The organism is Oerskovia douganii, assembly GCF_015142735.1.
Taxonomy (GTDB): Bacteria; Actinomycetota; Actinomycetes; order Actinomycetales; family Cellulomonadaceae; genus Oerskovia; species Oerskovia douganii.
The window spans coordinates 28,613-40,887 of sequence record NZ_JACSPN010000004.1; the positions used below are offsets into that span (position 1 = coordinate 28,613).

Annotated in this window: 10 protein-coding genes; 2 read left to right on the forward strand and 8 right to left on the reverse strand. The window is 71.7% G+C overall.

Features of this window, described 5'->3' with window-relative positions:
- Nucleotide 1: 1 nt before the first annotated feature.
- From H9623_RS04360 to H9623_RS04370, 3 genes are all read right to left on the reverse strand, one after another.
- Nucleotides 2-991, reverse strand: coding sequence for a glycosyltransferase (locus tag H9623_RS04360; RefSeq protein ID WP_193718843.1), 990 nt, complete (start codon nucleotides 989-991; stop codon nucleotides 2-4).
- The gene (locus tag H9623_RS04365; protein WP_193718844.1) at nucleotides 988-2,289 is read right to left on the reverse strand and encodes a nucleotide sugar dehydrogenase; all 1,302 of its coding nucleotides are present in this window, start codon (nucleotides 2,287-2,289) and stop codon (nucleotides 988-990) included. Before H9623_RS04365 ends, H9623_RS04360 begins: the two co-directional genes overlap by 4 nt.
- Nucleotides 2,290-2,383: 94 nt before the next feature.
- Complete coding sequence (locus H9623_RS04370; protein WP_193718845.1) at nucleotides 2,384-3,475, reverse strand: glycosyltransferase; 1,092 nt, start codon at nucleotides 3,473-3,475, stop codon at nucleotides 2,384-2,386.
- Between the two features lie 58 nt (nucleotides 3,476-3,533).
- Here H9623_RS04370 and wecB point away from each other — a divergent pair, with 58 nt between their 5' ends.
- Entirely contained in the window at nucleotides 3,534-4,607 is a 1,074-nt protein-coding gene (gene wecB / locus H9623_RS04375) for a non-hydrolyzing UDP-N-acetylglucosamine 2-epimerase (RefSeq protein ID WP_193718846.1), read from the forward strand.
- Nucleotides 4,608-4,623: 16 nt separating this feature from the next.
- On the opposite strand, the gene H9623_RS04380 is transcribed toward wecB, so the two are convergent.
- From H9623_RS04380 to H9623_RS04395, 4 genes are read right to left on the reverse strand one after another with little or no spacing between them, the layout of a single operon-like run.
- Entirely contained in the window at nucleotides 4,624-5,760 is a 1,137-nt protein-coding gene (locus tag H9623_RS04380) for a glycosyltransferase family protein (protein ID WP_193718847.1), read from the reverse strand.
- Nucleotides 5,760-6,872 carry a glycosyltransferase family protein gene (locus H9623_RS04385; RefSeq protein WP_193718848.1) on the reverse strand — a complete coding sequence of 371 codons (1,113 nt, stop codon included), beginning with the start codon at nucleotides 6,870-6,872 and terminating at the stop codon, nucleotides 5,760-5,762. The genes H9623_RS04380 and H9623_RS04385 overlap by 1 nt, the downstream gene beginning before the upstream one ends.
- Before the next feature lie 49 nt (nucleotides 6,873-6,921).
- A complete protein-coding gene (locus H9623_RS04390; protein ID WP_193718849.1) occupies nucleotides 6,922-7,956 on the reverse strand; it encodes a glycosyltransferase in 1,035 nt (344 codons plus the stop codon).
- Between the two features lie 20 nt (nucleotides 7,957-7,976).
- The gene (locus H9623_RS04395) at nucleotides 7,977-9,764 is read right to left on the reverse strand and encodes an ABC transporter ATP-binding protein (protein ID WP_193718850.1); all 1,788 of its coding nucleotides are present in this window, start codon (nucleotides 9,762-9,764) and stop codon (nucleotides 7,977-7,979) included.
- A gap of 101 nt (nucleotides 9,765-9,865) precedes the next feature.
- Here H9623_RS04395 and H9623_RS04400 point away from each other — a divergent pair, with 101 nt between their 5' ends.
- Nucleotides 9,866-11,032, forward strand: coding sequence for an acyltransferase family protein (locus tag H9623_RS04400; protein ID WP_321575279.1), 1,167 nt, complete (start codon nucleotides 9,866-9,868; stop codon nucleotides 11,030-11,032).
- Here the strand turns inward: H9623_RS04400 and H9623_RS04405 are convergent, their stop codons facing one another.
- The gene (locus tag H9623_RS04405; protein ID WP_193718851.1) at nucleotides 11,033-12,274 is read right to left on the reverse strand and encodes a glycosyltransferase family protein; all 1,242 of its coding nucleotides are present in this window, start codon (nucleotides 12,272-12,274) and stop codon (nucleotides 11,033-11,035) included. It abuts the gene before it with no gap.
- Between the last annotated feature and the right edge of the window lies 1 nt (nucleotide 12,275).

Here is a 12,275-nt window from a genome sequence, read left to right on the forward strand (position 1 = left end):
GTCAGCCGCCATCGTGTCGGACCGGGGGCGAGACGACGTCCTGCACCTCGCTCGACGGCACGCCCGACCCCTCCAGGACCTGCGCCGTGGGGCGAGGAGACCGGAAGACCCCGTCGCGCACGCCCTTGAGCGCGGCCTTGCGCAGGACGTCCCGTCGCGTCGAGCCGGCGAACGTCCGGACCCACCGGCGCACGGACGCACCCGTGTACAGGATCCTCTCCTCGGGGCTCAGCGCCGACGACCTGGTGAGCATCCAGACCTTGTTCCGCACCTCGAAGTAGAACCGCTCCCCGGGGTCGGTGTCCGTCGCGCCGAACACCTTGGTCCGGTGCTCGACGACGCTGCTCGGCACGTACAGGCCGATCCCCCGCCGCAGGAGCCGCGCCGAGAACTCGAAGTCGTCGTTCCAGATGAAGTAGTCCGCGATCGGCAGACCGTGGTAGCGGATCGCCCGCGAGTCGACCAGCATCGAGACGAACGAGCTCGACCGCACGGGGACGGCGCCCACCTCGGCGGAGTCGGCGATCTCGTCCTTCGTCGCCCCGGGGCGACGACGAGGAGTGTTCATCGGGTGGTCGCGACCGTCGTGCCACACGACCCGGCTGCCGAGGAGGGCGACCGGCTCCGGGTACTCCGCGCGTGCACGGAGCAGCTCGGCGAGCGCGGTCGGCGTCGGGATCGTGTCGTCGTCCATCAGCCAGACGCACTCTGGGTCGAACGTCGCCAGGGCGTGCGCGATGCCGGCGGCGAAGCCCCCCGCACCGCCGGTGTTCCGGTTGAGCTCGAGGACCCGGGCCCCGATGGGGTGCTCCTCGGCCACGACTGCCGAGTCGTCGTCCGAGCGGTTGTCGATGACGACGACCCCTGCGAGCGCGTGGGTCTGAGCAGCGAGTGCGTCCAGCGCCTCGACGAGCAGGTCACGGCGGTTGTAGGCGACGACGACCGCGACGACGCGGACGTCAGCGGTGCCCGAGACGCGCTCCAGGGTCATGCGTGCGAACCCTGACCGATCACGAGCCGAGGCGTGCCGGCCCAGCGGGCCGCGTCGGTGATGTTGCGCCCGTCGACCAGCAGCCGCACGCCCGGCACCTGCTCAGGACCGATCTCGCGATACTCGGCGTGGTCCGCCTGGACGATCACCACGTCCGTGCTCCGACCGTAGCGGTAGGGGGAGAACCCGAGACCGGTCAGCTCGTCGTCGTCGTACATCGGGTCGTGGACCATGACGTTGGCGCCCTGCTTGTGCAGCGCCTCGACGGTGGCGAAGACCCCCGAGAACGCGGTCTCCTTGACGCCACCGCGGTACGACGCGCCCAGCACGACGACGTCGAGACCGTCCAGGCTCCCGACCAGCTCGGCGGCCCTCGTGACGACCCTCTCGGGCATCGACGCGTTCACGCTGCGGGCGTCACGCACGATCGAGGCCTCAGGGTCCACCGAGAGGTAGAGGCGCGGGTAGACCGGGATGCAGTGGCCCCCGACGGCGATCCCCGGGCGGTGGATGTGGCTGTACGGCTGCGAGTTGCACGCCTCGATGACCGCGTACACGTCGATCCCGCTCTTGTCCGCGAACAGCGCGAACTGGTTCGCGAGACCGATGTTGACGTCCCGGTAGGTCGTCTCGGCCAGCTTGGCGAGCTCGGCCGCCTCGGGCGACCCCAGGTCCCAGACGCCGTTCGGGCGCGCGAGGTCCGGCCGCTCGTCGAAGGTCAGCACCGCCTCGTAGAACTCGATCGCGCGACGCGTCCCCTCCTCGCTCAGTCCACCGACGAGCTTGGGGTAGCGGCGCAGGTCGCTGAAGACCCGGCCCGTGAGGACCCGCTCGGGCGAGAACACCAGGTGGAAGTCGCTGCCCTCGGTGAGCCCCGACCCCTCCTCGAGCATGGGCTTCCACCGGTTGCGGGTGACGCCCACGGGGAGCGTCGTCTCGTAGGAGACGAGGGTGCCCGGCGTGAGGTGCGCGGAGAGGGAGCGCGTCGCCGTGTCCATCCAGCCGAAGTCGGGCTGCGCGGTCTCCTCGTCGACGAACAGCGGCACGACGACAACGACGGCGTCCGCCCCCGGGATCGCGTCGGCATAGTCGGTGGTCGCCCGGAGCCTGCCCGAAGGGACCACCTCCGCGAGCTTCTCGGCGAGGTGCGCTTCGCCCGGGAACGGCTCCCGGCCGGCGTTGACCTCTTCGACCAGGGCGACGTTGACGTCGACACCGACAACATCGTGACCCTGGTCGGCGAACTGGACAGCAAGGGGAAGGCCGATCTTGCCGAGAGCGACGACCGCGATACGCATCAGGAAGAACCTCAGAATCACTGGGAACAGGGCCACGGGACCGTGACCGGCGCGCCCTCTCCCGAGCGGCGCCCACGGACAGGATAGTGCGTGCTCAGCGCTGGGCCACAAGCGACGAGATCATGAAGCGGATCGGCGCCTCACGGTCGAGAAGGCGGCGGGGCGCGCGGGTGAGCACGGTCTCCGGGCGCCCGAACCGACGCCGGGCCCGCGCACGCTCCACGAGCACGCTCGCAGGGACCCCGGGATCGAGGACGGCGTCGAGGAGGCGGCGGTCGGCCAGCGACAGGGGGGCTGCCGCGCCGGGCGCGACGGCAAGGACCGCGCGGACCTGGTCGCGCAGCGCGTCCCGCTCCTCGCGCGTCCACCACGACGGCTCCGGCCGGTTGAGCACCGCGCCGAACACCTGCACGCGCAGGAACTTGACCGCGTAGGCACGGCGGGCGGCGGCCGACCACGAGGACGCGGCGGCGAGGACGGCGGGGAGGAAGGCGAACTCCGCGGCGACCGGCTTGCGCGAGAACGTCACCCGATCGCCCGCGTCGTCGTTGATGACGTACGCCGGACCACCACGGTCGAAGCTGATGCTCGCTCCCGAGAACCACAGCGCCAGGACGTACTCGATGTCCTCGCCGACCGCCACACCAGGCGTGAACCGCAGGTGCCCGAACCGCTCGCGCGACACCAGGCCCAGGGGTGCGGAACGGTACGCGAGGCGGTCACGGGCCCCGTCGAGGCGGGAACGGCGCCAGGGCCGCACCGGCGGCGTGGGCACGGCTCGTCCGCTCGCGTGCTCGAGACGCGTGATCACGACGTCGGCACCGTCCGCGCGCTGCCGGGCCAGCCACGAGTCGACGGCCCCGGGACGCAGCACGTCGTCGGAACCCATGACCGAGGTGAAGTCCGCGGACGCGAGCTCGAGGCCCTTGTTGAAGGGCCCGGCCGGCGACCGCACCCCGTCGAGGTGCTCCACCAGGCGGACCCGCGGGTCGTCGGCCAGCCCGGCGAGCCGGTGCCGGATGCCGTCGAGCGGGGTGTCGTGGCAGACGACCGTGACCCGCAGGTCGCACGTGTTGTGCCCGACGACGGACCCGACCGCCCTCTCGACCGGTCGCTCCGGGGTGTGGACCGCGACGACCACGTCCACGGCCGGTCGTACGACGGACCGCTGCTTCTCGTCACTCACCACGCGCGAGACGCTACCACCGGCCACCTCGCCCCCGACTCGTCCTAAGATCGAGCCCGTGAAGATTCTCAGCGTCGTCGGTGCCCGTCCGCAGTTCGTCAAGCTCGCCCCGATCTCGCGGGCCGCGACGGAGGCCGGGGTCGAGCACGTGATCGTGCACACCGGCCAGCACTACGACCCGCTCCTGTCCGACGTGTTCTTCTCGGACCTCGGCATCCCCGACCCCGACGTGCACCTGGGCGTCGGCTCCGGGAGCCACGGCGTGCAGACCGGGGCCATCCTCGGGGCGCTCGACGCCGTCCTGGACGAGCACCGTCCCGACTGGGTCCTGGCCTACGGCGACACCAACTCGACGCTCGCCGCGGCGGTCAGCGCGGTCAAGCTGCACCTTCGTGTCGCACACCTCGAGGCGGGCCTGCGTTCCTTCAACCGTCGTATGCCCGAGGAGCACAACCGTGTGCTCACCGACCACGCCGCAGACCTGTGCCTCGCCCCGACCGAGGTCGCGATGGGACACCTCGCCGCCGAAGGGCTCGGCGAGCGGTCGCTCCTGGTCGGTGACGTCATGACCGACGTCCTCCTCCAGGTGCGGGACACCGTCGCCGGTCGCCCGTCGGTCCTGCTCGACGAGCTCGGGCTCGACCACGGCGGCTACTACCTGGCGACCATCCACCGCGCGGAGAACACCGACGACCCGGAGCGCCTGCGCGGGATCGTCAAGTCGCTCGCGGGTCTCGACCGGCCCGTGGTGCTGCTCGCGCACCCCCGGGTCGCGGCCCGGGCCCTGGAGCAGGGCATCTCCCTGAGCACCGGGGCGCTCGTCGCGCACGCTCCCCTCGCGTACCCCGACCTCGTCTCGGCCGCGCTGTCCAGCGCGGGCGTCGTGACGGACTCGGGCGGTCTCCAGAAGGAGGCGTTCCTCCTCGGTGTGCCGTGCACGACCGTCCGCACCGAGACGGAGTGGGTCGAGACCGTCGAGCTCGGCTGGAACGTGCTGGCAGGGACCGCGGAGGAGATCAGCGCGGGCGTCCTGCGGCCGACGCCCGCCCCGACGGACGCCACCCCCTACGGTGACGGGCGTGCGGCAGCGCGCGCGATCGCGGCGATGGTCGAGCGTCCGTCCGCAGGCTGACCGCGGCGCTCGTCCGTCAGGCCTGGGCCCGGCGGACGAGCGCCGTGACGGCCTCGAGCCACGGCAGCGACTGGACCTCGGCCGAGAGCTCACGGGCCGAGGCCTCCGAGCTTTCGCGCCACGCGTCGACCTCCTCCCGCGAGAGCCCGTCGAGGGTCGCGACGAGCGACGCGACGGTGAAGTCGTCGGTCACGGCACCGAGCCCGCGGGCACGGACGAGGTCGGCCATCTCGGGCGACGGACCGACGACGAGCCCGAGCCTCGCCTGGACGTAGTCGAAGAACTTGTTGGGCAACGCCCACTTGTTGTTGAAGTTCAGGGGCGGCAGCACGTGCACCCCGACGTCGTAGCGGTTGAGCGTCTCGACCAGGCGCGCATAGGGCACCGGGTCGAGCACCCTGACCCTCGTCGAGCCGGCCACCCGCGCCTTGAGCTCGTCGAGATAGACCTGGTCGTTCGGCATCAGGAGCAGGTCGAGCGAGACGGCGGTCGTCGATGCCTCCACAGCGTCGATCAACGTCTCCAGGCCCCTGCTGCGCTGGGCGTTCCCGCTGTGGACCAGCCGGACGGGGTCAGCGGTGGGACCCGCCGAGAGGTCCGCGAACGGCGTCGCGTTCATCACCACGCCGACCGGGACGCCGAGCTCCTTCTCGTAGCGTCGGGCGATCGCCGGACCGACCGTGGTGACCGACCCCGCCCTGGGGACGAACCGGCGGCAGAGCCACCGCAGGTACGGCGCGACGAAGAGCCGCCAGCGGAGCAGCTCGGTGTTCTGCCCCGGCGCGTACTCGTGCAGGTCGGCGTGGACCCCGCCGCGCGGGCGGAGGTCGAGGGCCAGGGGTACCGCCTCGACGTCGTCGGCGAGGACCGCGTCGAACGTGCCGACCGGAAGGTGCGCCCGTGCCCAGGCCACGGCCTCGTTGGTGCGGTAGACCCTCGAGTACTGACGCAGGAGGAGCCAGCGGGGGTCCTTGCGCCAGGCCTGGAGGTCCGACGGCACCTCGACGTGCTCGACGACCCCGGGCGGCGTCGGGCCGTGCCCGCAGGTCGTGACGTCGAAGTCCTGGGACAGGAGAGTCACCTGCTTGAGGACACGAGCATCCGTCGCGATCCGCGAGAAGGACAGGACGAGGACCTTGGGACGATCACTCATCACCGGGCTCCTTCCAGGAGTCGATCGACGGTCTGTGCCCAGATCGCGATCTGCGTGTCGGCCGCCAGGACGGGGGCGGCCTCGTGGGATCGGGCCTTGAAGGCCCGGACGGACTCGGGGGTCAGGTCGTCGAGCCGGGCCGTGAGCGCGTCCGCCGTGAAGTCGTCCGCGACGGCGCCGACCCCCCACCTCTGGACGTAGGCGGCCATCTCGGGGGACGGGCCGATCAGCAGCCCGAGCCTCGCCTGGACGTAGTCGAAGAACTTGTTGGGCAACGCCCACCTGTTGTTGAAGCTCGACGGCGGGAGCATGTGGACTCCCGTGTCGTAGTCGTTCAGCACGTGGATCAGCCGGTCGTACGGGACCGGGTCGTGCACGGTCACCCCCGGCAGGGTCTGCGCCCTCTCACGGAGCTCGGCGATGTATCCGGGGTCGTTCGCCGTGAGGAAGAGGTCGAGCGTCACGGGCGTCGTGGTCGCCTCGACGGCGTCGAGCATGAGCATGAGGTTCCGGTTCCGCAGACCGGCGCCGCTGTGGACGAGCCGGATCGGAGATCCGACGACCTGGGGCTCCAGGTCCGCGAACGGTGCCGCGTTGGTCACGACCTGCGGTCGGAAGCCGAACTGCTTCTCGTACTCGCGGGCAAGACCGTCGCTCACCGTGGTCGTCGCCCCGGCCCGCGAGACGAACCTGCGGCAGAGCCAGGACAGGTACGGGCTGATGCGCCTCATCCACGCAGCGCTCTCCTCGTGGAGACGGGGTGAGAACTCGTGCAGGTCCGCGAGGACCCTCGACGCCGGGACGACGCCGAGCACGACCGGGACGGACTCGACGTCGTTCGCGATCGCGACGTCGAACCGGCGGGACCGCAGGAGCGCACGTGCCGCACGCACGGCCGGCACCCGGGCGTGGACGGCCCGGTAGGCGCGCAGGGTGATCAGCCTGCCGTCGAGCTCGACCCCTGCGGACGCCGGGATCTCCAGGTGCTCCACGTCCGGGTGAGGCGAGGGTCCGTACCCGCACGTCGTGACGTCGAAGAGCGGCGCGAAGTGTCGGATCTGCTTGAGGACGCGCGCGTCCCCCGCGAGGGGCGAGAACGACAGGATCAACATCCGTGGACGGGTAGTCACGAAGGACCTTTCGGGGTCGGGTAGGGGTCACTCATCGCAGGCGATAGGTCAGGTAGCGGCGCAGGGTGCTCTCCCGGTCGAGGACGTGGCGGAGCCCGCGCGTGAGGATCTCGTCGCGGCGTCCGGCTGCTCGTCGACGCGCTGCGCCGTCGGCGAGGTCGTGGTCGTCGTGCGCCCCGACGACCACGTCGAGCAGGTCTCGGTCCGCACGGGCGAGCGGGTCGGGGGCGTGCGGTGCGAGGGCGAGCCAGCCGACGGTCTCGCGCGCGAGGTGCTCTCGCTCCCCCGGCCCCCAGGACGCGGGCTCGGGACGTCGCAGCGCCGCCGCGAGCAGGTGGACCCGGAGGATCTTGACCGTCAGCGCGGTCCGCTGCTCCTCGGCGACCTCGGCGAGCCAGGGCCGTCCGCGCAGGTCACGGACGGGCGCCAGCTCGATCTCGAGCGGCATCGCGGTGGTCGAGGTCCGCGACGAGGCGTCAGCACCGATCACGTACGCGGGGGCTCGGGACGCGAGGTCGACCCGGTGCCCGCTCGTCCAGAGCCGGGCGCTGAGCGCCAGGTCCTCGCCCGACCGCAGTCCCGGCGTGAACCGGAGCCCGCCGTCCTCGAGCACGCGACGACGCAGCAGGCCGAGGGGCGCGGTCCGGTAGGCCAACCGGTCGCGCACCATGTCCAGGTTCGAACGCCGCCACGGCCTCACGAGGGGCGCGTGCACGGCCTCGCCCGACTGGTGCCGCAGCCGCCCCAGGACGACCGCAGCGCCACGATCCGCGAGACGGGACCATGCCGCGAGGGCGCCGGGCTCGAGGAAGTCGTCCGACCCCATCACGCCGACGAGATCGGCGGTGGCCAGGTCGAGCCCGTGGTTGAAGGGACCGGCCGGGCTGGGCACCCCGTCCGCCAGCTCCACGACGCGGACGTCGTCGCCGAGGAGGCCTGCGTCGGCCAACCGGCGCTCGATGCCCTCCGCGCCGATCCCGTGGCAGACGACGGTCGTCCGCACCGGACCGCCCCGCACGGACGCGACGGCCCTCTCGATCGGTCTCGACGTGTCGTGAACCGCCACGACGAGATCGACGGCAGGCTTCACCGCGCTTCCGTCAGGCCGGCGAGCGAGGCCTGGATCGCGAACTCGGGGATGTCCCGGACCAGCTCGTCGAACGTCCCGCGAGCCTCGATCCGTGCGTCCTTCATGAAGCAGACCTGGTCGGCGTGACGGATCGTCGAGAGCCGGTGCGCCACCGAGATCACCGTCACCTCGCCCTGCAGCTCCTGGATGGCCCGCGTGACGTCGGACTCCGTCTTGGTGTCGAGCGCGCTCGTGGCCTCGTCGAGCACGAGGACGAGCGGGTCCACGTAGAGAGCACGGGCGATGCCCAGGCGCTGGCGCTGGCCACCGGACAGCGAGATGCCGCGGTCCCCGATCCGGGCGTGGATACCCCCCTCGCGCGACTCGACCAGCTCGAGCAGCTGTGCACGACGCAACGCCTCGCGCACCCGCTCGGGGTCGGCGTCGTCACCCCAGGTGAGGGCGACGTTCTGGGCGACGCTCGCGTCGAAGAGCGAGACGTCCTGGGGAACGTAGCCCACCCGAGACCGCCAGGCGGCCAGCACGTCGACCAGGGGCCGACCGTCCAGGGCGATGGACCCGTCGGAGGGGACGAGCAGGCCGAGCAGCAGGTCCACCAACGTCGACTTGCCCGCTCCTGACGACCCGACCAGGGCGAGCGAGCTGCCGATCGGGATGGTGAGGTCCACGTCGCGGAGCGCCGGGGTCGTCGCGCCCGGGTACGTGAACGAGACGTCCCGCAGCTCGAGGACCTGGGGCTCGGCGTCGAGCGGTGCCCGACCGACGGTCTCGGCGTCCGCGACGTAACGCTCGGCGGCCGCGATGTCGGCGAGGACGGCGGTCACGTGGGGGGCCGACGACGACGTCTGCGTGATGACGGACTGGAACGCCGTGATCGAGGGAACCATGCGGAAGCCGGCGACCCCGAACAGGGCGACCGCCGCGAGGGCTCCCTCGGAACCACCGGTGAGGTAGGCGAACCCACCCACCACGACGAAGCCCCCCACGAGCGCCGACTCCAGGACGTACCGCGGGACCGCACCCAGGAAGGAGATGTTCGATCGCGCCCGCGTCGAGAACTTGCGCTCGTCGTGGACGACGCGGGCCACCTCGGTCGCCTTGTCGCGGAGCGTGATCTCCTTGAGCGCGCCGACCATCTCCGTCATGAGGCTCGCGACCCGGAACGACACGTCGCGGTTGACCCGGCCCGCCTGCACCGCTCGCTTCGAGACGCCGAAGTACAGGAGGGCGCCCACCAGCCCGAGGTACAGCAGCGTGATGGCCGCGGTCGCCGGCTGGGCGACGACGAGCACCCCGAGCACCGCGACGAACGTCACGATCTGCGCCGGGAGGCTCACGACGGGCAGGAGGAAGCCCGCCGTCACGTTGGCGATGCCGACGTCGGCCAGCCGTACGAGCTGGGCCGTGCTGCGCTTGAGCCGCTCGGTCCACGGAGCCCTGATGTAGGCGTCGAACAGGCGGTCGCCGATCTCGAGCTCGTACTCGGCGAAACGACGCGTGGCGGCCCACTGCAGCAGCACGGCGAGGACGCCCTTGAGGACGATCAGGCCCGAGGCCACGAGAAGGACCGGGACGAAACCTCCCTCGCCGACCGTGCCGACCAACGGGATCTCCATGTCCTTGCCGGAGATCATCGGGGTCAGGGTCAGCGCCAGGAGCCCGATCGCCATGATGTCCAGCAGCGCCAGCGCGCTCGTGACGATCACGTACAGCAGGAGGAATCGACGTCCTCTCGGCGGGAGCAGCGGGAGGAGATTGCGCAGAGTGCGCACGATGAGTTTCACGTACAGTCCCGTTCGCGTCGAAGGCCGGGTCCTATCTTGCCACGCGGCGTGTGCCCGACCGACCGTCCCGGGAGCGAACCCGGCTGCTAGGGTCTGCACCCGTGACCTCACGCCCGCCCCTGCCGCCGGTCCTCGAACGGATGCCGCGGGTCAGCTCGCTCACCGGGCTGCGGTGGTGGGCCGCGTTCGTCGTCTTCCTCTACCACATGGCGGTGTTCGCACCGATCCCGCTCGAACCGGTCCTGCGCTACGGCCACTACGGCGTCACGTTCTTCTTCGTCCTCTCGGGATTCGTCCTCACCTGGTCGTGGTCGCCCACGGTGGGGGCCACCACGTTCTGGTGGCGCCGGTTCGCGCGGATCTATCCGTCGCACATCGTCGCTCTCGCGCTCGCGGTCCCCGTCTTCTACAGCTTCGCCCCGGACCCCGCGCAGTGGTGGGTCAAGCCTGTCGACGTCGGGGTCCTCCTGCTGTCCGTGCTGCTGCTCCAGGGCTGGTCCCGCGATCCCGCCGTCCTGTTCTCCGGCAACCCTGCGGCCTGGACGTTGACCTGCGAGGCGTTCTTCTACGCCATGCACCCGCCGATCCAGCGGGTGCTGGCCCGATGGGGTCGTCGCGGAGCGCTGGTCCTGGCGGCCGGCACGGCAGCCCTCGCGCTCACCTACCGGCTCCTGGCCCTCACCTGGCCGACCCAGTGGTGGGCTGCCCTGCCCTGGCCGATCACCCGCCTCACCGAGTTCGTGCTCGGCATGGCGCTCGCCTGGGCCTTCCGCAAGGCATGGCGTCCGCGGGTCGCTGCCTCGGTCGGGTACCTCGCCGTCGCCGCGGTCGTGGGAGCGGTCGTCCTCGGGGTCCGTCACCCCGAGGTCCCCGGGGTCCGCCTGCTCCTGGGGTCGGCGAACGAGCTCGTCATGCTCGCCTGCGCGGTGGCCATCGTCGCCGTCGCGGCCCGTGACCTGCGCGGGGGCAGGTCGTTGCTCCGCAAGCGATGGCTCGTCACGCTCGGAGAGTGGTCCTACACCTTCTACCTCGTCCACGCGACGATCATCTACGTCCTGCTGGCCCAGTTCGGGCGCCAGGCGCTGTCGTGGAACAACCTCTGGTGGTACGCGGCGGCCTTCGTGGTGGCCCTGGCGGCCTCTGCGCTCATGCACCGACTGGTCGAGCGGCCTGCCGAGCGTCGCATGCGTGGGTGGTGGGACGCCCGCCTCGCCGCGCGGGAAGAACGCGCGGCCGCCCCGGCGCCGGTCGCCTCGCCCGAGCGCTGATCAGACCTGCGCGGGAACGCCCAGGAAGCCCGCGAGGGCACGGGCCGACGCCCGACCGTCGTGCACGTCCCGGACGAACCCCGGACCACGCGCCGCCACCTCCCGCGCACCCTCACGATCCTCGAGCAACCCCAGGATCACACCCTCCAGCGTCTCGACCGTCGCCTCGACGATCGGCACCTCACCCCCCGTGACCCCCCGCACATGACCACGCACCTGCTCGTCCACGTGCGAGACCACCACCCGTCCCGCAGCCATCGCCTCGCACGCGGCGACCCCATAGCTCCCGATCCGGAACTGGTCGAGCACGATGTCCGCACCCCGATAGATGGCCGGCATCTCTGCGGAGGGGACACCGTGAACGGCGCGGTACTCGATCAACCCACGGCTCTCGAGGTCCGCCAGGACGGGCTCGATGAGCGACGTGCCCTTGATGACGCCGCTGCTCGGCACGTGGACGACGACCGGGACCGGCCGTTCCAGCGGAGGCTCGTCCGTCGCCCACACGGCAGGCTCGACGACCACGGGGAGCCAGGTCGCCCACGGTACGTCGAGCAGCAGGTCAGGGGTCGAGACGAACACGGGCAGCCCCGACGCCTCCAGGCCTTCCCTGTTGCGGCGCGCGAGCGCCTCCAGGGCAGGCACGTCCTTCCACCCGTCGTCGCGGAAGGGTGACCACGGTGCCGCGGCCGCGTGCCGGCTCGGCAACCGGACCTCGCTCCCGTGGCACACCATCGCGACCGAGACGCCGTGCGAGGCCAGGTCCCGCGCCTCGGAGAACGCCGAACCGTCACCCGACCGAGGGAACAGCGGGCGACAGGCCTCGATCAGGACGTGCGAGAACCGCTCGACGGCGCGCCGCTGCTCCTGCTGCCACGACCTCGACGAGGAGTACACGAACTGGGGCACCGCGTAGTCGACCGGGAACGCGAACCCCCCTGCGGGGAGGACCGCCGCCATGTTCACCGCCGCCACCCCGGGCAGCCGCTCCGCGGCACGGGCCCACCGGTATCCCTGTCCCGCGTAGTTGGCCGGGGCGATGTACAGCCGGACGTCGGCGCGGGGCACCTGCAACGGTCCAGGGCGCCGCGCGGCGGTACCGAGGACGAGGACGGCGAGATGCTCGCCGATCGCCGCTGGCAGGTGCTCCATGAGCCACGTGACCGCGCGACGGCCCCGTGCCGGCATCCTCTGGTAGAGGCCGACCGCGCCCCGGACCAGCGCGCCACGCGCGGTAGCCACG